This is a genomic window from Bradyrhizobium sp. SZCCHNR1053 (assembly GCF_032381235.1).
In the GTDB taxonomy this organism is placed as follows: domain Bacteria; phylum Pseudomonadota; class Alphaproteobacteria; order Rhizobiales; family Xanthobacteraceae; genus Bradyrhizobium.
Map to the genome: position 1 here is coordinate 200,001 of NZ_JAUHJM010000011.1, position 20,052 is coordinate 220,052.

The following is a 20,052-nucleotide window of genomic DNA, read 5'->3' on the forward strand; positions in this document are numbered from 1 at the left end:
TCACGATCCGAATGCCACTATACCTGCCCTCATCCCCGCTCGTCGATCTGACGGGACAAGATGGCTGAAAATTCATCTGCGAAGCCTTCCAACCGCTGCGCCTGCCGGTTCACCTCCGAAGAGAACTTGTTGTAGAAAATCGTCGCCGGGATGGCCGCTATCAGGCCGATGGCGGTAGCGAACAGCGCCTCCGCGATGCCCGGCGCGACCACCGCCAGAGAGGTGTTCTTCGAAGCCGCGATCGCCTGGAAGCTGGTCATGATGCCCCAGACCGTGCCGAACAGGCCGACGAACGGGCCGGCGGAGCCGACCGTGGCGAGCACCAGGAGACGGCGTTCCAACCGCTCGACCTCGCGCGCGATCGACACGTTCATCACCTTCTCGATGCGCATCTGCAGCCCGGCGAAGGAGCGCGCATGGCCCTCGAACGAGCGTTTCCATTCCCGCATCGCCGCCACGAAACACGCCGCCATCGACTGCGTCGGCTTCGCCGACAGCACCCGATACAATTCCTCGATCGATTCCCCGGACCAGAAGGCCTGCTCGAACCGATCCATCGAGCGGCGGGTCCGCGAGAACAGGAACATCTTGTCGATCGCAATCGCCCAGACCCAGATCGAGCAGGAGATCAGGCCGAGCATGATGATCCGAACCACCCAGCCGGCATTGCCGAACAGATCGATCAGGGACAGGCCGCCGCTATCGACAGACATCTGCAGTATCCTCTCAACCAATCATCCCGGGACGCCCGGGACCATGCAGCCGCCGTTCCATGCCGGATGCCGTCGCGGCGGAAAGCGCCTGCGCGAGAAAACCCTGAACTGATCGCTTTAAGAGGCCCGCCGAAGCCATAAGCGGCCTGCTTCCTCTGCCAACGTGTCAAAACAAGGGCTCTTGGCGCGCGTAAGCGCCCCTTAACCAAACCCCCTCCGGGGTTAAGGCGGGGTTACCGCGGAGTATTGCCGAGGTCAAAGGTCCAGCCGGACCAGCCAGATAGAGCCTTTGTGATCAGCAGCTTGACCATTTTGGCCGCCAGCGGGCAGCGGCCAGCCGCCGCAGGCGGGCGGTATCGGAGAACGCAAAACGCCCGCCGGCGGGGGAAACCGCAAGCGGGCGTCTTATGCCGTCAGGGCGGGGGCTGAAGGCCCTGCGCCGTCAGGTGAGAGGCGATCAGCTCTGCGGCTGGTCGTTCGGCGGGGTCGGACGCGGCTTGTGCTGGGCCATGAACGCGTCGAACTCCTCCTTGTCCTTGGCGTGGCGCAGCCGGGTCAGGAAGTCGCGGAACTCCTGCTGCTCCTCCTCGAGCCGCCGCAGGGTCTCCATGCGGTACTCATCGAAGGCGCGGTTGCCGCTCGAAGCCGGCTGCGAGAACCCGAAGCCGAAGCCGCGGCGCTCCATCTTGTCGCGCATGCGGTCCATCTTCCACTGCATCCGCTCCATCTTGTTCGACCAGCGATCACCGCCGTTCCAGCACGCCATCTTTCTGCTCCCGAGTGTAAAAAAGAGAAGGGCAAGTCCGATCGGCCACCAGATGATGAAGCCGAGCACGGTCACGGCGATCCAGCCGGGATGCCAGGGCGACTCCATCATGCGGGGCCGGTACCTCTGCTCCTCCTCCGAACCGCGCCAACGATTGACATCTGCGGTGTAGGCCATCTCCCTCTCCATTCGCGGCGCCATGCCGTGTGAATGTAAATAACATTTACATAGCTAGCTCAACCCGGGATTTTGTCAAGGCGACCGCCTGACGCGTCGCTCGAATTATTTTTCGGCGTTCCTTGAACCTTATTTCGGGCGGCCCCAGGGCCCTGCCGGCTTGTCATCGTCCGGCAGCGGCGGCGGCTCGGCAACGGAGGACGGCGCAGGCCGGCGGTCGGTCGGGAAGCCGAGCCCGCGCAGATAGATCAACACCTCGGCCTCCAGCAGCTCCTCGGGCGACATCGGCAGCTTGCGCCGGGCGGCATCGCCGCGCGCGAACAGCGAGGCGATGCCATGCGCCATCGACCAGATGTGCAGCGCCATCATCAGGGCCGGCGGCCGCGGCACCCCGGGCGGCGCCAGCGCCGCCAGCCGCTCCGCCGCAGCCCGGATGACGCCGAAAGCGCGCTCGCCCGCCGCCAGCAGGCCCGCGGTGGAGTCGGCCGCCACGCCGGATTCGAACATCGCCGAATAGAACGCCGGCTCCGAACGGGCGAATGCGAGATACGCCTTGCCGACGCGCTCGAACGCCGTGACGGTATCGGGCCGGCCGTCGTCCCACGCCGCCGAGAGCTGCGCCTCGAACTGCTCGAAGCCGCGCTGGGCGATGCTCGACAGCAGTTCGTCGCGGTCGCGGAAGTGGCGGTAGGGCGCGGCCGGGCTGACGCCGGCCATGCGGGCCGCATCGGCAAAGGTGAAGCCGGCAGCCCCCTTCTGCGCGATCAGGTCGAGCGCCGCCTGCAGCAGCGCCTCCTTGAGGTTACCGTGATGATAGCCGCGCTCGGCGCGGCGCTCTTCCTTGCGCCAGCTCATGTAAATGGCTTTTACATGAGCCGGGTCAAAGGAAGCCAGCGACTTTTGGGCGGGGTCAGCCGCCGATGTGTGCGAGGGGTCCGTCCCGTCGTCCCGTTAAGCCCCCAGCGAAACGGGCGCCACCCTCGCCTGGAGGGTCGCGCAAGGGGCAGGGTGGCACCGAAGTCACCGCGAGATCAGCGCGCCCGGCACAAACGCCGGGCGCCCCAGCAAGCGCGATGTTCACACCTCAGCCGACGCTCCGCCCTGCAGGCCGCTCAACTAACCGCCCGGAATCGGCAGCACCGGCATGATCTCGACCCGCTCGCCCGGGAAGATCGCAAAATGCGGATGGTTGACGAACATCTTCGCGGCATCCTCGTGCGACGCGGCGCGGACCACGGTGAACGCGCCCATCTCGTTGGCGATGTCGTTGACGCCGCCCTTGTCGACCCGCTTGGTCTTGCCGAGCGGCCCGCCCATCGCGACGATCGCGTCCTTGTATTGATCCGCCCAGGCATGCCAGGCCGCCATGCCCTGCTGCCCCCTGGCATTGCGCTCCGTTTCGGACAGCGCCTCCCAGGCTTTCCAGGCCGGACTGGTCTTGCTGCCGAGAAAGACGGCGAGATAGGTGTTGCTGTTGTCGCTCATTGCACTTCCCTCTCCTGCTGTGAAACGGATCGATCAGACGCGGCCGGCATGCGGCAGCTCGGCGAAGCCGGCCGCGGCCTGCTGCACCTCGTCGGAAAAATCGGCCATCTCCTGCACCTGGCGGATCTCGATGATCTCGTTCTCCGAGGCCGGGCATTGCTTCGCCCAGGCAATGGCTTCGTCGCGCGAGGCGACCTCGATCATCCAATAGCCGCCGAGCACCTCCTTGGCCTCCGCGAACGGGCCGTCGGTGACGACAGGCTTGCCACCCGCGAACGAGACCCGCGCCCCCATCGACGGCGGATGCAAGCCCTCCAGCGTGATCAGCACGCCGGCGTCCTTCAGGGCCTCGTTGTAGCGCATCATCGCTTTGACACGCTCGGGATCGAGCTGCACGTCCGGCGGCGCGCTCTCATAGCCGAGCGGGATCATCAGCATCATGAATCGCATCGCGTTTCTCCTCCTCTCCTGATCAGGGTCGGTTCAGCTCTTGGCGGCCTGCGCACGCAGCCGTTCGACCCGCTCACGCAATTCGGGCGTGAACGCCTCGCCGAAATCCTCCGCGGCATAGACCTGGCGGATCTCGATCTCGCCGCTCGGGAACGGCGCCCGCTTCATGTGCTCGATCACCTCGTCGAGCGAGCCGGCCTTGAGCATCCAGAAGCCCGCCGCGAGATCGCGGGAGAGATCGAACGGACCGCGCGCGACGCTCGGCGTCCCGTTCGAGAAGTCGATGCGCGCCCCCTTTGCGGTCGGATGCAGGCCCTCACCCGCCTCCATCATGCCGGCCTTGACCAGTCCCTCGTTGAACCGGCCCATCGCCGCGAACTCCTCGGTCGTCGGCAGGATTCCGGCTTCCGTGTCCCTGGTCGCCTTCACGATCACCATGAACCGCATGGCGCCTCTCCCCTGATGCTGTCCGGCAGGACTGCCCTGCCCTCATCAGCAAGACGATCCGGCCCTGGTGCCGCCGACACGCTCCCGCAATTATTTTGGCCGGGTTCCCGGTTCAGCCCGGCTCTTGCGGGAACATGTGGAAATAAGGCTCGGCCTCGGCGAGCACCCGCGCGACGGATGGCCGCGTCTTGAGCCGGTCGAGATAGGCTCTGACCCCAGGCAGCCCATCATCCAGCGGCTCCACTCTGTCGGCGTAGAACAGCGCCGGCAAGGCCGCGCAATCCGCCAGGGTGAAAGGGTCACCCATCGCCCAGCCGCGCGGCGGCAGCTCGGCCTCGAGCATGGCGTAGGACGTGCGGAGCCGGCTTCGAGCGTCGGCGACGCCGAGCGGATCGCGGGCATCGGCCGGCCGCAGCCGGTCGAACACGACGGTCTGCGTCGGCATGTGCAGATAGAGGTCGAAAAAGCGATCGCGCAGACGTGTCCGCAAGGCGAGATCGGGATCATCGGGAATGAAGCGCGTCCTGCCCGCATAGTGCTGGTCGAGATACTCGATGATGATGCTCGATTCCGGAATCGTGCGCTGCTCGTCGCGCAGCACGGGAAATTTACCGATCGGCCACAGCTTCAAGAACGCCGCGCGCTCATCCGCGTCACCGAGATTGATCAGCTTCGGCGTGAACGAAACGTCGTTCTCATACAGCGCTATCAGCACCTTCCAGCAGAACGACGACAGCGGATGATAGTAAAGGGTCAGCGACATCGTACGCTCCTGATGAGTTGAGTGAGAACAAGTCGTTTGGTCCCGAACGCGCGGCCGCAGGACGGCGCGCTCCCGCGCCCCGTTGTTCACGGGAGAGGGTTGAGGTGAGGCGCTAGACACACGGATGGTGTGAACGGAAAGACCTGGGCTGCCCCGGGGACACGGAGCGCCGCGAGATATGGGCTCACACGCCCCGAACGGGGGCATAGCGCGCGATGACCACGCCGCTGGACAGCGCCCGGCTGTCGATCAGGCGGAGCTTCAAGGCCTGCCCCGGCTTGAACAGCGGCCGTCCGGCGCCAAGCACGCGCGGATTGATCGCGATTCGAAGCTCATCGATCAGGTCGTGTGCCACAAGCGTCGAGCCGAGGTCCGCGCTGCCGAACAGGAACAGGTCCTTGGCATTCTCCTGCTTGAGCTTGTCGACCTCGGCCGCGAGCTGCGGACCCAGCAGATGCGCGTTTGACCATGCCAGGCGAGACAGCGTGCGGGAGGCGACATATTTGGGGATGCTGTTCATGACGTCGGCGATCACGCCCTTTTCGGTCGGCCAATAGCCGGCCATCAGATCGTAGGTCACCCGGCCGAACAGCAATCCGCCCGCCTCGTGCAGTTGCGTCTCGGAGATCTGCTCCAACTCCGGGCCCCACACATCCTCGTGCCAGGAGATGTCGCCGTTCGGGCCCGCAACCATGCCGTCCAGCGTCATCATGTTCCACATCACCAGTCTCGCCATCGACTGCCTCTCCCTGACTGCTTTCATTTTGCAAGCAGTTGGAGAATGCCCAGACCAGTGCAATATTGCAAGCGGTTTATGCGCGATCCCTGCTCACGAGACTTCGATGTCCGACCCTCAGCGCTCCGGCTGCCCGATCAACCTGTCGCTCGAAGTGGTGGGGGACAAATGGAGCCTCTTGATCATCCGCGACATGATGTTCGGAAATCGCCGGCACTATCGCGAGCTGCTCGGCGGCTCGCAGGAAGGCATCTCCTCGAACATTCTCGCCGACCGGCTGAAGACGCTGCTCGCGGCCGGCATCATCAGCCGTGAGGACGATCCGAGCCACAAGCAGAAGGGCATCTATTCCCTGACCGAGCAGGGCATCGAGCTGTTGCCGATCCTCGCGCAGATGGCGGGCTGGGGTTACAAATATCTGCCCGTCTCGGAGGAGCTCGGCATCCGCGCCAAGCTATTGATGGAAGGCGGCCCGAAGATGTGGGCCGAATTCATGGACGAGCTGCGCGAAACCCATCTCGGCGCGAAACGGCGCAGGAGGGCTGGACCGAGCGTCGGCGAGCGGCTGCAGGCGGCTTACCAGAAGGTCGTCGCTGCCAAGAAGGCCGAGGCAGGCGGCAGGTGATCGCGCGCCTCGCAACGCGCACGGATCGTGCGCGCCGCTTCCCGTATCAGAACCGCGTGTTGTCGGCCCTGTAGCGCGATGATTTGCGCGGGGCGCGTTCGGGGGCCTGCTCGAGCTGCGCGATCGGGCGGCGATAGGTCTCCGCGCGACGCAGCCAGCCCGCCTCCCACACGCGGTTCGAGGGCAGATTGCGAACCCGCTGCTGCAGCACGACCTGCACCGCGTCGGAATATTCGGCGAGCACGGCCTTGGACTCGGTGGTAGTGCCGTTCATCTTGAGCAGCACCTGCTTGAGACCCCAGCCCTGGCGCTGGCCCGTCTCCTTGTCCACCGCCGTCTCGGACGGATTGGTGCCCTCGCCCTTGAAGTTGATGTAGTCGATCAGCGGATAGAGATCGTTGGAGGCGCGCACGACCCGCGAATACTGCGCGACGATGTGCTCGCGTTCGGCGCTGTCGGGCGTGTTGGCGAGGATCTTGTCCATCGCGCCTTGCGCACGCGCCACCAGGAACTGCGTCTGCTCCGCAATCGTGTCGAGCAGGAACTGCCGCAATTGCCGCATTTGCGGCGAGTTGAAATTCCGCTTGAAGTCGGCCCGGCTGGTCCAGGGGCATGCCGGAATCGGCGTCTTGTCGAGCCATGCAGGCAACGGCGTCTTGCCCTTGCGCAGAAATGCGACCAACCCCGGAAAGCCCTCCTCATAAGGCGGCTTCGCGGTGGACGGGTACCAGATGAAATGCCCGATTCCCAGCGAGGCGAATTCTTCACCCGCATTCCACGACGTGATCGCGTCGCGCCGTCCCCCGGCCTCGTTGAGCCAGATCTTGCGGCCGATCATCTGCGCAACGTCGGCCGGGAGCGCACGTTGAGGCACCGACAGATTCTTCGTCGTCTTGGTGTCGCTCCGCGGGTCGGCCTTGCGCTCGACCGCGACCGGCTTCGCGGGCTCGGTCGATGGCACGGCCACCTTCAGAGCCGGCGTCGGCACGTCCGACGGCCGCCCCACCGTCTCGGGCTCCGCCGTCTGCGGCTGCTGCGGCGGCGCGACATCGTGCGCAGCCTGCTCGGTCTCTGCCGGTTTCGCGGCAACGCTGCCATCCGCTCCGGCGGCGCCGGACGCCGCGAGCCCGAGGACAATGCACGACAACAGCAACGCGCCGCACACGCGCCTCAGATCATTCGGCCCGCGCGACGAAGCGTGCAGCTCCGTGGTTCTGACGAGAGTGATTCGCCGGCTGATGAATTGATCGCCCATGTCGATTCTACCGAGACTCTTAAACTCTACGCTACCGGTTCAGATTCGTCCCAGACACGTCTGAGAGCGACCCGACGACGGGCAAATCAGCCGACGGCGGGACTGTCCAATTCCACGGGGGAATGCGCCTTTGGAGGCTGCGGCGCGGCCGCGAAACCGCCGGCGCCACGGAGCTTTTTCGTGAAGACTTTCAAGTCGATCACCCTTACCCTTGTCCAGTCCTTCCCGTAAGAATGTTCCTCTTTCTCCTTTCCAGAATTCATGCTCTTTTAGCCACGTCCTGTTCCCGATCGAGAGGGACGTTTCGCGGTCGTCACGAACGTGGGGAGCAGGACGCGGTGGAAGCGTCGATGTTGCAGCGTGGAGCATGATTCGGAACCGGAGGATGTTGACGCGCATTGCGCCACAGCTTTCCGACAAGATCATGCTCATATGAGGACACGCAGACGAACAACGCGGCGCGTACGGCGAAATCGTGTGGTCCCGGCATCCCGATGCTGATGCCGTGTCCGATGCGTGAGCGCATTGTGGCGGAAACGGGGGCAAGACAGCCGCTCCCCGGGGAGCGTGTCATAGGCCGTCAGACCATCGCGCAGGGAGGGCCGGGATGTCTCAGCCGAACCTGGGGTTCCGGCCCCGTGCATTTTTCCCGCACGGGGGCCGATGGGGCGCCAAGCTCCCGGTCTTCCCTGCTCCCTCCGATCGAGCGGGAGGCCAAGGCGAGCATGACTCGGATGCTTCCCCACCGCGAGGACGCGAGCTGATGCGACCGCTACCACCGCTGGCTGTTTGACAACGCCCACGAACTTCGCTGGCTATGCGCATCGCGCGGAGCTGGATTGAACGTACACTGACAGATGTGACGGCCTTCACAGCTGATCCGCGCAGCGCATGTTAGGACTCAACGAAGAGAAAAGCCGGGCTGCCGGCCCGAGGAGTCGACCGCCGTGACGGAAACATCGACGACGACGCAGACCGACAAAGTCGCCCTGATCACCGGGGCGGCGCGCGGCATCGGGCTGGCGACAGCAAAGAGATTTCTGCACGAGGGCTGGCGTGTGGCCCTGCTCGACATCGAGAAGAAGCTGCTCGACGACGCCACGGCCGCACTCGAATCTCCCGATCGAACGCTCGCCCTGCATTGCGACGTCGCGGAAGCCGCGATGGTCGCCGATGCGTTGGCGCGCCTCGCCGACCGGTTCGGCCGTCTCGATGCGCTGGTCAACAATGCCGGTGTCGCACGCTTCGCTCCGATCATGGAAACCAGCGAGGCCGACTGGCAGCGCATCCTCGACGTCAATCTGACCGGGCCGTTTCTGTGCACGCGGGCCGCGGTCCCGCTGATGCGCGAGCGCGGCGGCACCATCGTCAACATCACCTCGATTTCCGCCGTCCGCGCCTCCACGCTGCGCTCCGCCTACGGCACCAGCAAGGCGGCGCTGGCGCATCTGACCAAGCAGCTCGCGGTCGAGCTCGCATCCGCCGGCATCCGCGTCAACGCGGTGGCGCCGGGCCCGGTGGAGACCGCGATGGCCAAGGACGTGCACACGCCGGAGATCCGCGCCGACTATCACGATGCCATTCCGCTCAACCGTTACGGCCTCGAGGACGAGCTCGCCGAGGCCATCTTGTTTCTCAGCTCCGAACGCTCCAGCTATATCACCGGACAGATCCTGGCCGTCGATGGCGGCTTCGACGCCGCGGGAATCGGATTGCCGACCTTGCGCGGCCAACGCAGGAACACGTGAAACGATGCCGAGCCGGATGCGCATCATCCTGACCTTGCTGCTGGCGGTCGTCCTGTGGGGAATCGCGACGATGCTGGCGCGCGCCGACGTCCGCATCATCTCCTCGCCCGGCGGCGAGGTGGGGCCGTTCATCGATCTGTTCGAGAAGGTTCGCGCCTCCGGCGAGCGTGTCATCATCGACGGTCCCTGCCTGTCGGCCTGCACGCTGGTGCTCAGCGTCGTGCCCGAGGACCGCATCTGCGTGACGCGGCGAGCCACCCTCGGCTTCCATGCCGCACGCTCGGTCGACCGGCGCGGCCGCGCTTATGCGGAACCCGAGGCTTCCAAGCTGGTGCTGCAGACCTATCCCACGCCGGTGCGCGGCTGGATCGAGCGCCGCGGCGGCCTGACGTCGCGGCTTCTGTTGTTGCGCGGGCGCGAGCTCAAGGCGATGTACGCCTCGTGCCGCTAGCGGCGTCACGCCTCGTAGCCATCCGCCGGGGAATTGATCATCCACGGAATGCCGAAGCGATCGACGCCCATGCCGAAGCCCTTCGACCAGAAGGTCTTGCCGAACGGCATGGTGACGGCACCGCCTTCGAGCAGGGCGTGGAACTTGCGCTCCGCCTCGGCCGGGTCTGCGATCTGGAGCGAGACCGAGATTCCGTGCGGCTTGCCTTGATAATATTCGGGCGGCGAATCCGAGGCCATCAGGACGCCGCCGCCGATCGAGAAGCGGACATGCATGATCCTGTCCTTGTGCTCCGGTGCAGAAGGCATCTCCGGCGGCGCCTCGCCATAACGCATCATCATGTCGACCTTGGCGCCGAGCACCTCGCCGTAGTGCTTGAGAGCCTGCGCGCAATCGCCATTGAACGTCAGATAGGGACAGATCATCGTCATCCTCCTTGGTTGAAAGATCATTTGTCAGCGCAGCAGCGGCAGAAGCGCGCGCAGGCGGCGGTCGCGCAGCCACAAGCCGCCCCACAGCAGGAGTCCGAGATAGAGGCCGAACAGGACGTGGCTGAACAGCGGACTGCCGATGCGGACATGCGAGGCGATGGCGCCGCCGAGATAGCCGGTGAGCAGGATCGCGCCGACGAACGATGTCGGCGGCAGGATATAGAGCACGGTGCAGAGAAGCGTGATGAGGCCGAGCGCCCGCGCCATGGCGTCGCCTGCTCCATAGCCCATCTGATCCAGCGTCTGGGTGACGACGGGCAGAGGGATGAGCTTGACCGCGCCGTCGAACAGCAGGAACAGCGTCACCAGACCGCTCAGGATGCGGCCGCTCCACAATTCGGCGCGCGAGACCGGCTCTTCCATCGTCGTCATCTGCAGCTCCTCTCCGTGATGCTGCTCCCAGGACGAATGAAGGATCGTGCCGCCGACAGCCCGGTGCAGAATTTTAGACCGAATCTCGGCAGTATTTCACTGGCCGACCCGAGCCTGAGCCGTCGCGCTGTCGCGCATCAGGCGATCGAGCTGCATGCGGATATGCGCGGCCTCCGCCGAGCTGTGCGCCAGCGCGATGGCGCGGTCGAAGGCGGTCCGCGCCTCGTCATTGCGCCCGAGCTGCATCAGCAGCGCGCCGCGCACGCCGAAGAAATAGAAGTAATTGGCAAGCCGCCCTTCGAGCGGCGCAATCAAATCGAGCGCCGCCTCGGCCCCGCGCACCTTGGAGACGGCGACGGCGCGATTGAGCGTCACCACCGGCGAGGGCTGCACCACTTCCAGCGCGCCATAGAGCAGATCGATCTGCGTCCAGTCGGTGTCCTCCGGGCGCGCGGCGCGCGAATGCAGCGCCGCGATCGCCGCCTGGATCTGGTACGGGCCGCTGTGGCGGTGGCGGATCGCCTTGTCGATCAGGGCCACGCCTTCCGCGATCATCGGCTGGTTCCACAGCGAGCGATCCTGTTCATCGAGAAGGATCAGCGTCCCCTCCGCATCGAAGCGGGCGGCGCTGCGCGCGTGTTGCAGCAGCAGCAGCGCCGTCAGCCCCATGATTTCGGGCTCGCTCGGAAACAGCCGCAGCAGCAGCCGCGCCAGCCGGATGGCCTCCTCGGACAGCGGCTGGCGCAGCGCCGCGGTCTCGCCGCTGGCCGAATAGCCCTCGTTGAAGATCAGGTAGATCATGGCCGCGACCGCGGTCAGGCGCTCGGCGCGCTCGATCGCGCCCGGCGTCTCGAACGGCACGTCCGCCTGCGCGACGCGCGCCTTGGCGCGGGTGATGCGCTGCTCCATGGCGGCCTCGCTGACCAGGAAGGCGCGGGCGATCTGCTTCACCGTCAGGCCGGACACCACCCGCAGCGCCAGCGCGATCTGCTGCGTCGCCGGCAGGTCCTTGTGACAGCAGATGAACAGCAGGCGGAGGATGTCGTCGCGGTAGTGCGAGCCGTCGAGCCGCTCGGCGAGCGCGCTCTCGGCGTCGTCGAGATCGGAGATCGCCTCGTCATCCGGCAGCGGCTGCTCGCGGCGGACCCGGCGGACATCGTCGATGGCCGCGTTGCGTCCGACCATGATCAGCCAGGCCGCAGGATCGCGCGGCGGACCGTTCTGCGGCCAGCTCTTCAAGGCGCGCAGGCAGGCGTTCTGGAACGCCTCCTCCGCCGTGTCGAGGTCGCGGAAATAGCGCAGCAGCGCGCCGACGGCCTGGGGTCGTGCTGATGTCAGGGCCGCATCGATCCAGGCCGTATCGGTCATGCCAGCGCTCCACCCGGCCTGAACGTGCCGACGGGACGGATCTCGTAGGAGCCGCCGGGATTGGCCTCGCCGAGCTCGCGTGCGACCTCCAGCGCCTCATCGAGATTGGCGCAGTCGACGAGATAGAAGCCGAGCAGTTGCTCCTTGGTCTCGGCATAGGGGCCGTCGATGACGAGCGGCGGATCCTCCTTCCGGAGCGTCGTCGCAGCCGTGGTCGGCAGCAGCCGCGCCACCGGCCCGAGCCGCCCCTGCTTGGCGAGCTTCTCCTGGATGACGGCAAGCTTGGCCATGACCGCGGCATCCTGGTCCTTGCTCCAGGCGCAGACGACATCCTCGTCGTGATAGCAGAGCAGCGCGTACAACATCGGCAGGCATCTCCCTTCGTCTTCAAGACGGTGGAGTATGCCTCCGGCCGACAGTCCCACGAAGTATTTTCGCGGGGTTCCGCCTGCAGGAACAAGCCGCCTACCAGGAGATGCCGTACTTGGCCGCGATGTTGCGCGCCCGGGTCTCCTGCGCGCTCTCGCGCGGCTGCCTGGCGCGCGCGGCCTGCCGCTGCGAGTTGGCCGGGCCCTGCCCTAGCCCTGCGGCGCTCGGTCCACCTTGGCTGCCCGCGTTCGGGGACATGCCGGCCTGCGGCTGACTGCCCTTGCCGATCGAGATGCCGTTGGCCGACAGGATCGACCCGACATCGATGGTCTGGGCCTGGGCCGAGGCAGACGCGACGACGAAAGCAGTGGCGAGAAGCAATTTGCGCATGACGATTGTCTCCATGTTGATGGGCGGAGATTGGCGCGCCCGCGCGATCTGGTATGTGGAACACGTCACATAAGCTCGAGGACCCTCCGATGACCAAAGGCGCGCTGGCGCTCCTGATCCATGGCGGCACCGACAACTGGTCGCCACAGCGCTGGAAGGCGCGTTTCGACGATGTCTGCAGCGACCGCCCTGTGGTGCTGCTGCCCGATTCCGGGCTCGATCCAGCCGAGGTGCATTACGCCGCGGTCTGGAAGCCGGTCCCCGGCGAGCTCGCCGGCTTTCCGAACCTGCGCGTGATCTTCAACCTCGGCGCCGGCGTCGACGCGCTGATGGCGGACAAGACGCTGCCCAGCGTGCCCCTGGTCCGCGTCGCGGTCGACGATCTCACCGCGCGAATGACCGAATATGTCGTGCTGCACGTGCTGATGCATCATCGCCAGGAGCTGTATCTGCGCGAGTCGCAGCGCGTGAAGCGCTGGGCGCCGAAATACCAGTGGCCGGCGGCCGCGATCGGCGTCGGCGTTCTCGGACTGGGCACGCTCGGGATCGACGCAGCCGAGGTGCTCAAGCGATTGGGCTTCCAGGTCGCCGGCTGGAGCCGCAGCGCCAAGCAGGCTGACGGCATCGAATGCTTCCATGGCGCGGCGCAGCTCGACGCGTTCCTGGCGCGGACCGACATCCTGGTGTCGCTGCTGCCGCTGACGCCGGATACGCGCGGCATTCTCGACCGCAAGATGTTCGCCAAGCTCAGGCGCTCATCGCCGCTCGGCGCCCCCGTCATGATCAATGCCGGCCGCGGCGGGCTGCAGAACGAGGCCGACATCCTCGCCTGTCTCGACGACGGCACGCTCGGTTCGGTCTCGCTCGACGTGTTCGGCCAGGAGCCGCTGCCCGCCGACAGCCCGTTCTGGACCCACCCGAAGGTGGTGCTGACGCCGCACAATGCAGCCGACACCGACGCCGACGCGATCTCGCGCTACGTCGCCGAGCAGATCGCGACCTTCGAGGCCGGCGAGGCGCTGCGCAACCTGGTCGATCGCGTCAGGGGATATTGAAACGCTATCCTTTGCCGACCATCACATCGATTGCGCCGGCGACGATCGCCTCCAGCTCCTGACGCGGCGCCCGCGCGCGAGCGCGGACCGCGATCGAGTGGATCGTCGCCGACGCCAGCCGCGCCAGCACGGCGGGGTCGGCGTCCGCAGGCAGCTCGCCCTTCTCCTTGGCGCGGCGGAAGCAGCGCGCAAACGCCATGTCGAGCTCGGTCAGGGCGTTCTGCACCATGGCGCGGATGTCGGGATCGGCGACCGCTTCCGAGCCCGCCGTCATCACCGTGAAGCAGCCGCGCGGCCCCTCCTCGCCCGAGAGATAGATGTCGAGTGCGGCGGCGAAGATCTTCTGCAGCTGCTCGCGCACCGGCCAGTCGTGACGGAAGATCTCGCCCATCACGGCGCGGGCGTTGTCGCGGTAGCGCTGATAGCTCTTGATGTAGAGCTCGCGCTTGTCGCCGAACGCGCCATAGAGGCTCGGCCGGTTCATGCCGGTGGCGGCGCTGAGATCGTCGAGCGAGGTCGCGGCGAATCCGGTCGACCGGAACAGGTCGAGCGCCTTGCCGAGCGCGACATCCGGCTCATACGCCCGCGGCCTCCCGCGCCGCTTCGGCTCGACCGGGGCGGTTGCCTTTTTTAGGGGAAGGTCGCCCTGCGGCGGACCTTTCTTTTTTTGTACCATTTCGCAATAAATTCCTTGACCGGCCTTATATTATGCGAGACAGTATAAAAATCAATAAACGCTCCGGTCCGGAGCCCGAGGGAGACGTCTATGGACCTGTATTTCTCGCCACTCGCCTGCTCGCTCGCCACCCGCATCGCGCTGTATGAAGCTGGCGCTGCGGCGAATTATCTCGAGGTCGATCCGAAGACGAAGATCGTCCTCAACGACGGCCCCGATTTCCGCGCCGTCAATCCGCTCGGGCTCGTCCCGACGCTCCGCACCGATGACGGCGACCTGCTGACCGAGAATGCCGCGATCCTGCAATATGTCGCCGATCGCTTCCCCGAGGCGAAGCTCGGCACCGGCACCGGCATGGACCGCAGCCGGCTGCATCAATGGCTCTGCTTCATCGGCACCGAGCTGCACAAGGGATTGTTCATCCCGATCCTCGACAAGACCGCGCCCGAGGAGATGAAGGCCCATGTCCTGAAGAAGAACCTGTCGCGGCTCGATCATCTCGAGAACCACCTGCGGGATCGCGACTATCTGCTCGATCATTTCACGGTCGCCGACGCGTATCTCGTCACCGTGATCAACTGGACCATGGCAACGCCGCCGGTCCAGCTCGCGAAATGGCCGGCCGTGAAGGCGTACTACGAGCGCCTGCGCGTGCGGCCGTCGATCGCCCGTGCCATCGCCGAGGAGTTCGAGCTCTACAAGGCGGAACTGGCGCGGCATAAGGCGGCGGCGTAGGCCGCATACGAGTTTCATCTCCCTCTTATGGGGAGATGAAATTCTGCGAGGAGATTAAACATTGCTCAATGAGCACATCTCCATCGTGCCGAACGCTTGACCGAGATGACTTCGGGTTGCAATCCTCGAATCGCAGGAGGATTGCACGTGGCAACCACATCCGTAAGAGACCGATTGCTGGCGGACCGGCGCGCGCTGCTCGATCTGGGCACGCGCAACCGGCTCGTGCACATCCCGCTCAAGACCAAGACCATCCGCACCATTGACATCGTCGGCGCGCGCTCTGCTGCGCTCTTCGAGCTTCTCGGCGAAGGCAAACGCTTCACGTTCCTTCCGACGAAGGCTGAGACTGCGGACACGGACGGCACCCTGCCCTTGAGCGAGCCGGCGCCGCGATCCGACGCGCCGACCACCAAGGGGGACCAGGGAGGTGATGATTCGGAGTCGCAGACGCGGCAGCCGGACACCCGGCTCAAGACCCGGCTGTCATCGGAGGCGCTGCAGAAGCGCCTGCTGGATATCTGGTACGACGCACGAACGCTCGAGGAAGAACAGGGCATCAATATCCTTTATCTCGCCTTCGGGCTGCTGAAATGGTTCGAGGACGACAAATCCGACGTCGAGCGCTTCGCGCCGCTCGTCCTGCTGCCCGTTCGCCTCGAACGCAGCAGCGCCGCTGATCGGTTTCACCTGGTCTCGCGCGCTGAGCCGCCGTCGCCGAACCTCTCGCTCCAGGCCAAGCTCGACGCCGAGTTCGGACTCAAGATCGAGGATTTTGGCGACGAGGACGACGTCGACATCGCGACCTATCTCGCCGGCGTCGCGGAGACGGTCGCCAACAAGCAGAGGTGGGAGGTCAGGGCGGACGCGATCGTCCTCGGCTTCTTCTCGTTCTCCAAGTTCCTGATGTATCGCGATCTGGACCCCGACAACTGGCCCGCAGATGGCAGCCTTGATCGTCATCCCCTGATCTCAGCGCTGCTTCAGGACGGCTTCGAGGGCGCGGAGCCGATCGTGGCCGACGACGGCAAGATCGATTCCGTCATCCAGCCGGTGGCGATGAACCATGTCGTCGACGCGGATTCATCGCAGGCCGTGGTGATCGAGGAAGTGGTCCGTGGACGCGACCTCGTCGTCAAGGGACCGCCTGGGACCGGCAAATCGCAGACCATCACCAACATCATCGCGTCGGCGGCCGCCGAGGGGAAAACGGTGCTGTTCGTGGCCGAGAAGATGGCGGCGCTCGAGGTCGTGCACCGGCGGCTGAAGCATGTCGGTCTCGGCGCGCTCGCGCTGGAGCTGCACTCCAACAAGGCCAACAAGCGCGTTCTGCTCGAAGAGCTGAAACGCTGCAAATCGGCTGAGGTCCCGGTCCCGCGCGGCGAAGCCACCCTGGTCCAGCGCCTGACTGACAGCCGTGACGGCCTCAACCGGCATGCGGACATGATGCACCAGCCGCACCAGCCGAGCGAGCTGACGCCATTCAGGTTGATCGGTCACCTCGTGCGCTGCGGGGACATCTCCGCGCAGCCGCCCTACCCGTTGCAGGGGGCGCCCTCCTGGTCTCCCCTGGATCTGGAGCGGCGGCGTGAGCTGATCGCCGAGCTCGCCGAACGAATTGCAGCCGACGGCGCGCCGCACCTGCATCCCTGGCGCGGCGTCGGCCGCGACGCGCTCGATCCAGCCGAAATGACCGAGCTGCGGAGATCGCTGGGCGACATTTCGAACGTTGTCAGCAACGCATCCTCAGGCGCCGCCCGCCTCGGCACGCTGCTCGATCTCCCGCCGCCGACCACCTTGGCCGATGCCGCGGGGATACTCGCCTTTGCGGAGGCCGCGGCCGCGATGCCGGAGTGCGATCGGACTGCCTTCCGCGAGGCCGTCTGGAGCCAGGCCGGACTCATCACGGACATCGTCGACAAGGGACTGCGCTACGCGAAATTGAGGACGGCCTTCGAGAGCGCCTTCGTCGAGGCCGCCTGGGATGCACCGATCGCCGATTGCCGCAAGGTCATCGCCGAGAGGGGCCGCTCCTGGCTGCGCCTGCTCAGCCCGCGTTATCGCCAACAGGTGGCGCTGCTGGCCTCGTACCTGAAGGTGCCGATGCCGAAAACGCTCGAGCAGCGGCTTCTGCTGATCGACGGCCTGATCGCGGCGCAAGCCGCTCGCCGGTCCTTCGAGGAGGTCGAAGCCGCCGGCAGCACCGCCTTCGGGACCGCGTGGCAGAAGGAACGGTCGGATTGGGATGCGCTTTCCAAATTGGCGACCTGGTGGACTGCATTCCCCAAACCGTTGGCAAGCGATGAAACGCGCCAGCGGCTGACGCAGCTTACGCTGTCGGCCGATGATCGGCGATCGATCGAACAGCTCAACCACAGCCTCGCAAGTCTGATGTCCGGCCTCCGCAGGCTGATCGACTCTCTCCAGTTGGAGCCCGCCCGCATCCCACTCGACGCCGGCGACCAGATCCGGCTGGACGAGCTGTCGCAGACTTTGTCGGAGTGGCAGAACGCGACCGAGCGCCTCACCCGCTGGATCGCGTTCATGGGCCGGGTCCGCCTTGCGCGCGCGCAAGGTCTCGCCGCGCTGGTCGATCGCACGCTCGACGGCTCCTTGCCGGGCGAAGCGCTCGAAGCCGCTTTCGACCGATCCTATTACGATGCCATGCGCAGCGTGATCTTCGCTGACCATCCTGAACTGAAACGTTTCGACGGCGAATCGCACGATCGGCTGGTCGACGGCTTCCGCAAGCTCGACGTCGCGCGGATGCAACTGGCCCGCGATCAGATCGCCCACGAGCATGCCGCGGCGCTGCCGCGCAACGCCGGCGGCATCGGGCCGCTCGGCGTGCTGAACGGCGAACTTGCCAAGAAGCGCAACCATCTGCCGATCCGTCAACTCCTGGAGCGCGCCGGCCCGGTCGTCCAGCAGATCAAGCCGATCTTCCTGATGAGTCCGCTGTCGGTGGCGCAGTTCCTGAAGCCCGGCGCGATCGCCTTCGATCTGCTGGTCGTCGACGAGGCCTCGCAGATCGAGCCGGTCGATGCGCTCGGCGCCGTCGCGCGCTGCCGGCAGATGGTGGTGGTCGGCGACGAGCGGCAACTGCCGCCGACGCGCTTCTTCGCGAAGCTGACAGGCAATGATGACGAGGACAACGACGACGAGGATCAGCCGACATTCCAGGTCAAGGATGCGGAAAGCATTCTCGACCTCTGCCTTGCCAAGGGCCTCTCGCATCGGATGCTGAACTGGCACTATCGCAGCAAGCATCAGTCGCTGATCGCCGTGTCCAACAAGCAGTTCTACGACAACCGGTTGTTCATCGTGCCGAGCCCGTACGACGCCGTCGCGGGAATGGGGTTGAAGTTCAACTACAACCCCGATGCACACTACGAACGTGGAAGCAGCCGGACCAACCCCAGGGAAGCGCGGCTCGTCGCCGAGGCCGTCATGCGCCATGCGCGCGAGACGCCGGACCGAAGCCTTGGCGTCGCGACCTTCTCGGTGGCGCAGCGCCAGGCGATTCAGGATCAGCTCGAAATCTTGCGTAAAGAGAACCCGGAAACGGAGACGTTCTTCGTCCGCGGTGCCAGCGAGCCGTTCTTCGTGAAGAACCTCGAGAACATCCAGGGCGACGAACGCGACGTCATCTTCATCTCCATAGGCTATGGGAGAACGAAGGAAGGTTTCGTCTCGATGAGCTTCGGTCCCCTCAACTCCGACGGAGGCGAGCGCCGGCTGAACGTGCTGATCTCGCGCGCCAAGCTCCGTTGCGAGGTCTTCTCCTCGATCACCGGCGACGACATCGACCTGTCGCGCGCCAAGGGCCGCGGCATCGCGGCGCTGAAGACGTTCCTGACCTTCGCGCAGACGGGGCAGCTCGGCATCGCGCAGGAGACCGGGCGCGATCCCGACTCGGTGTTCGAGGAGCAGGTCGCCGACAGGCTCCGGGCGCTTGGTCACGACGTGAAGACCCAGATCGGCACCGCCGGATTCTTCGTCGATCTCGCTATCGTCGACCCCGACAAGCCCGGCCGCTTCCTGCTGGGGATCGAATGCGACGGCGCCCAGTACCATGCGTCTCGTTCGGCGCGGGACCGCGACCGCCTGCGACAGAACGTGCTGGAAGCGCATGGCTGGGTGCTGCATCGCATCTGGTCGACGGACTGGTTTCTCCGACCCAAGGAGGAAACCGAGAAGGTCCTCCGCGCGATCGACGCTGCGAAGGCGCATTGGCGGGACATCGACCAAGGGACTGCTCGAGCTGAACCCGAGCCTCCGGCAAACCCCGATGTGCCGGCGCCGGAGCAGACCGAGCAGCGCCCTCTGGAGATCCTCGCGCAGGCACCAACGGTGGCCTCCTATGAAGAGGCAAAGCTGCGCGTCCGTCGGGAGATCGAGCCGCACGAGACGCCGCTCGCCGACATGACGCGGCATGTCGTCGAGATCGTCGCCATCGAAGGGCCGGTGCATGAATCGGAAATCATCGTCCGGATCAGATCGGCCTGGGGCCTTGCCCGCGCCGGCAATCGCATCCGCGATGCCGTGCGAACGGCGCTGAAATCGGCAGTCGCGAAGGGACAGATCGCTGGAGGCCCGTTCTACGCCGTGCCGGGCCAAGCGATCGTCGTTCGAAGCCGCGAGGACGTGCAGTCGCAGTCTTTGCGCAAGCCCGAGATGCTGCCGCCGGAGGAGATCAAGGCGGCCATCGTGCAGGTCGTGGAGCAAAACTACGGCGCCGAGGAAGACCAGTTGATCCAGGCGGTCGCCCGGCTGTTCGGCTTCGGTTCGACCAGCGCCCAGTTGCGCGAGGCGTTGCAGGGCAGCCTCAAGGATCTTCTCGCCGCAGGAAACCTGCGCCGCGAGGGAGAGCTGCTGATCAAGCCGCAGGAGGTCTCGCCGGCTGCGCAGGACTGACCGGCTGAATTGGTGCTAGGAACTCACAGCCCGAACGCCGCTTGCCAGCCGCCGAAATCGGCG

General features: G+C 65.7%; 21 protein-coding genes. 6 read left to right on the forward strand and 15 right to left on the reverse strand.

Features of this window, described 5'->3' with window-relative positions; translation table 11 throughout:
* Positions 1 to 29: 29 nt before the first annotated feature.
* From tolQ to QX051_RS23570, 8 genes are all read right to left on the reverse strand, one after another.
* Positions 30 to 713: a protein TolQ gene (gene tolQ, locus QX051_RS23535; RefSeq protein WP_315717584.1), complete on the reverse strand. Its 684-nt coding sequence runs from the start codon at positions 711 to 713 to the stop codon at positions 30 to 32.
* A gap of 457 nt (positions 714 to 1,170) precedes the next feature.
* Entirely contained in the window at positions 1,171 to 1,656 is a 486-nt protein-coding gene (locus QX051_RS23540) for a DUF2852 domain-containing protein (protein WP_315736314.1), read from the reverse strand.
* A 129-nt stretch (positions 1,657 to 1,785) separates the two neighbouring features.
* Complete coding sequence (locus QX051_RS23545) at positions 1,786 to 2,511, reverse strand: TetR/AcrR family transcriptional regulator (RefSeq protein WP_315777763.1); 726 nt, start codon at positions 2,509 to 2,511, stop codon at positions 1,786 to 1,788.
* 261 nt (positions 2,512 to 2,772) lie between these two features.
* Positions 2,773 to 3,141: a hypothetical protein gene (locus QX051_RS23550; RefSeq protein ID WP_315772332.1), complete on the reverse strand. Its 369-nt coding sequence runs from the start codon at positions 3,139 to 3,141 to the stop codon at positions 2,773 to 2,775.
* A 33-nt stretch (positions 3,142 to 3,174) separates the two neighbouring features.
* Positions 3,175 to 3,591: a YciI family protein gene (locus tag QX051_RS23555; protein ID WP_315736311.1), complete on the reverse strand. Its 417-nt coding sequence runs from the start codon at positions 3,589 to 3,591 to the stop codon at positions 3,175 to 3,177.
* A 33-nt stretch (positions 3,592 to 3,624) separates the two neighbouring features.
* Positions 3,625 to 4,038, reverse strand: coding sequence for a YciI family protein (locus QX051_RS23560; protein ID WP_315777764.1), 414 nt, complete (start codon positions 4,036 to 4,038; stop codon positions 3,625 to 3,627).
* Between the two features lie 112 nt (positions 4,039 to 4,150).
* Positions 4,151 to 4,801 (reverse strand): glutathione S-transferase family protein, encoded by a 651-nt coding sequence (locus QX051_RS23565; protein ID WP_315777765.1) that lies wholly within the window; start codon positions 4,799 to 4,801, stop codon positions 4,151 to 4,153.
* A gap of 184 nt (positions 4,802 to 4,985) precedes the next feature.
* The gene (locus tag QX051_RS23570; protein WP_315777766.1) at positions 4,986 to 5,537 is read right to left on the reverse strand and encodes a dihydrofolate reductase family protein; all 552 of its coding nucleotides are present in this window, start codon (positions 5,535 to 5,537) and stop codon (positions 4,986 to 4,988) included.
* Positions 5,538 to 5,643: 106 nt separating this feature from the next.
* On the opposite strand from QX051_RS23570, the gene QX051_RS23575 reads away from it, so the two are divergent.
* On the forward strand, positions 5,644 to 6,162 hold the full coding sequence (locus tag QX051_RS23575; RefSeq protein WP_315777767.1) for a helix-turn-helix domain-containing protein: 519 nt from the start codon (positions 5,644 to 5,646) through the stop codon (positions 6,160 to 6,162).
* A gap of 46 nt (positions 6,163 to 6,208) precedes the next feature.
* On the opposite strand, the gene QX051_RS23580 is transcribed toward QX051_RS23575, so the two are convergent.
* Entirely contained in the window at positions 6,209 to 7,417 is a 1,209-nt protein-coding gene (locus QX051_RS23580; protein WP_315777768.1) for a hypothetical protein, read from the reverse strand.
* Between the two features lie 947 nt (positions 7,418 to 8,364).
* Here QX051_RS23580 and QX051_RS23585 point away from each other — a divergent pair.
* Entirely contained in the window at positions 8,365 to 9,165 is an 801-nt protein-coding gene (locus QX051_RS23585) for an SDR family oxidoreductase (protein WP_315736305.1), read from the forward strand.
* A gap of 4 nt (positions 9,166 to 9,169) precedes the next feature.
* Positions 9,170 to 9,616: a hypothetical protein gene (locus QX051_RS23590; RefSeq protein WP_315736304.1), complete on the forward strand. Its 447-nt coding sequence runs from the start codon at positions 9,170 to 9,172 to the stop codon at positions 9,614 to 9,616.
* Positions 9,617 to 9,621: 5 nt separating this feature from the next.
* Here QX051_RS23590 and QX051_RS23595 read toward each other — a convergent pair whose 3' ends face one another.
* The 5 genes from QX051_RS23595 to QX051_RS23615 all read right to left on the reverse strand — a co-directional run bounded on the left by QX051_RS23595 (position 9,622) and on the right by QX051_RS23615 (position 12,606).
* Positions 9,622 to 10,041 (reverse strand): VOC family protein, encoded by a 420-nt coding sequence (locus tag QX051_RS23595; protein ID WP_315736303.1) that lies wholly within the window; start codon positions 10,039 to 10,041, stop codon positions 9,622 to 9,624.
* Between the two features lie 30 nt (positions 10,042 to 10,071).
* Complete coding sequence (locus tag QX051_RS23600; protein WP_315737036.1) at positions 10,072 to 10,443, reverse strand: DoxX family protein; 372 nt, start codon at positions 10,441 to 10,443, stop codon at positions 10,072 to 10,074.
* Positions 10,444 to 10,575: 132 nt separating this feature from the next.
* A complete protein-coding gene (locus tag QX051_RS23605) occupies positions 10,576 to 11,847 on the reverse strand; it encodes an RNA polymerase sigma factor (protein WP_315777769.1) in 1,272 nt (423 codons plus the stop codon).
* Entirely contained in the window at positions 11,844 to 12,212 is a 369-nt protein-coding gene (locus QX051_RS23610) for a YciI family protein (protein ID WP_315717600.1), read from the reverse strand. The genes QX051_RS23605 and QX051_RS23610 overlap by 4 nt, the downstream gene beginning before the upstream one ends.
* Positions 12,213 to 12,312: 100 nt before the next feature.
* On the reverse strand, positions 12,313 to 12,606 hold the full coding sequence (locus QX051_RS23615; protein WP_315777770.1) for a hypothetical protein: 294 nt from the start codon (positions 12,604 to 12,606) through the stop codon (positions 12,313 to 12,315).
* Positions 12,607 to 12,695: 89 nt separating this feature from the next.
* Here QX051_RS23615 and QX051_RS23620 point away from each other — a divergent pair, with 89 nt between their 5' ends.
* Positions 12,696 to 13,661: a glyoxylate/hydroxypyruvate reductase A gene (locus tag QX051_RS23620; RefSeq protein ID WP_315777771.1), complete on the forward strand. Its 966-nt coding sequence runs from the start codon at positions 12,696 to 12,698 to the stop codon at positions 13,659 to 13,661.
* Between the two features lie 4 nt (positions 13,662 to 13,665).
* Here QX051_RS23620 and QX051_RS23625 read toward each other — a convergent pair whose 3' ends face one another.
* Positions 13,666 to 14,337 (reverse strand): TetR/AcrR family transcriptional regulator, encoded by a 672-nt coding sequence (locus tag QX051_RS23625; RefSeq protein ID WP_315777772.1) that lies wholly within the window; start codon positions 14,335 to 14,337, stop codon positions 13,666 to 13,668.
* A 90-nt stretch (positions 14,338 to 14,427) separates the two neighbouring features.
* Between QX051_RS23625 and QX051_RS23630 the strand changes: the two genes are divergently transcribed.
* Both QX051_RS23630 and QX051_RS23635 read left to right on the forward strand, forming a co-directional pair.
* Complete coding sequence (locus tag QX051_RS23630) at positions 14,428 to 15,072, forward strand: glutathione binding-like protein (RefSeq protein ID WP_315777773.1); 645 nt, start codon at positions 14,428 to 14,430, stop codon at positions 15,070 to 15,072.
* Positions 15,073 to 15,168: 96 nt separating this feature from the next.
* Positions 15,169 to 19,989, forward strand: coding sequence for a DUF3320 domain-containing protein (locus tag QX051_RS23635; RefSeq protein WP_315777774.1), 4,821 nt, complete (start codon positions 15,169 to 15,171; stop codon positions 19,987 to 19,989).
* Positions 19,990 to 20,052 lie beyond the last annotated feature (63 nt).

Bases quoted from the DNA above. Each gene is read 5' to 3' on its own strand.
- QX051_RS23605 (WP_315777769.1), bottom strand. From the start codon at position 11,847: ATGACCGATACGGCCTGGATCGATGCGGCCCTGACATCAGCACGACCC.
- QX051_RS23630 (WP_315777773.1), top strand. From the start codon at position 14,428: ATGGACCTGTATTTCTCGCCACTCGCCTGCTCGCTCGCCACCCGCATC.
- QX051_RS23625 (WP_315777772.1), bottom strand. From the start codon at position 14,337: ATGGTACAAAAAAAGAAAGGTCCGCCGCAGGGCGACCTTCCCCTAAAA.
- QX051_RS23545 (WP_315777763.1), bottom strand. From the start codon at position 2,511: ATGAGCTGGCGCAAGGAAGAGCGCCGCGCCGAGCGCGGCTATCATCAC.
- QX051_RS23595 (WP_315736303.1), bottom strand. From the start codon at position 10,041: ATGATCTGTCCCTATCTGACGTTCAATGGCGATTGCGCGCAGGCTCTC.
- QX051_RS23540 (WP_315736314.1), bottom strand. From the start codon at position 1,656: ATGGCCTACACCGCAGATGTCAATCGTTGGCGCGGTTCGGAGGAGGAG.
- QX051_RS23555 (WP_315736311.1), bottom strand. From the start codon at position 3,591: ATGCGATTCATGATGCTGATGATCCCGCTCGGCTATGAGAGCGCGCCG.
- QX051_RS23570 (WP_315777766.1), bottom strand. From the start codon at position 5,537: ATGGCGAGACTGGTGATGTGGAACATGATGACGCTGGACGGCATGGTT.
- QX051_RS23580 (WP_315777768.1), bottom strand. From the start codon at position 7,417: ATGGGCGATCAATTCATCAGCCGGCGAATCACTCTCGTCAGAACCACG.
- QX051_RS23565 (WP_315777765.1), bottom strand. From the start codon at position 4,801: ATGTCGCTGACCCTTTACTATCATCCGCTGTCGTCGTTCTGCTGGAAG.
- QX051_RS23560 (WP_315777764.1), bottom strand. From the start codon at position 4,038: ATGCGGTTCATGGTGATCGTGAAGGCGACCAGGGACACGGAAGCCGGA.
- QX051_RS23610 (WP_315717600.1), bottom strand. From the start codon at position 12,212: ATGTTGTACGCGCTGCTCTGCTATCACGACGAGGATGTCGTCTGCGCC.
- QX051_RS23615 (WP_315777770.1), bottom strand. From the start codon at position 12,606: ATGCGCAAATTGCTTCTCGCCACTGCTTTCGTCGTCGCGTCTGCCTCG.
- QX051_RS23620 (WP_315777771.1), top strand. From the start codon at position 12,696: ATGACCAAAGGCGCGCTGGCGCTCCTGATCCATGGCGGCACCGACAAC.
- QX051_RS23590 (WP_315736304.1), top strand. From the start codon at position 9,170: ATGCCGAGCCGGATGCGCATCATCCTGACCTTGCTGCTGGCGGTCGTC.
- QX051_RS23575 (WP_315777767.1), top strand. From the start codon at position 5,644: ATGTCCGACCCTCAGCGCTCCGGCTGCCCGATCAACCTGTCGCTCGAA.
- QX051_RS23550 (WP_315772332.1), bottom strand. From the start codon at position 3,141: ATGAGCGACAACAGCAACACCTATCTCGCCGTCTTTCTCGGCAGCAAG.
- tolQ (WP_315717584.1), bottom strand. From the start codon at position 713: ATGTCTGTCGATAGCGGCGGCCTGTCCCTGATCGATCTGTTCGGCAAT.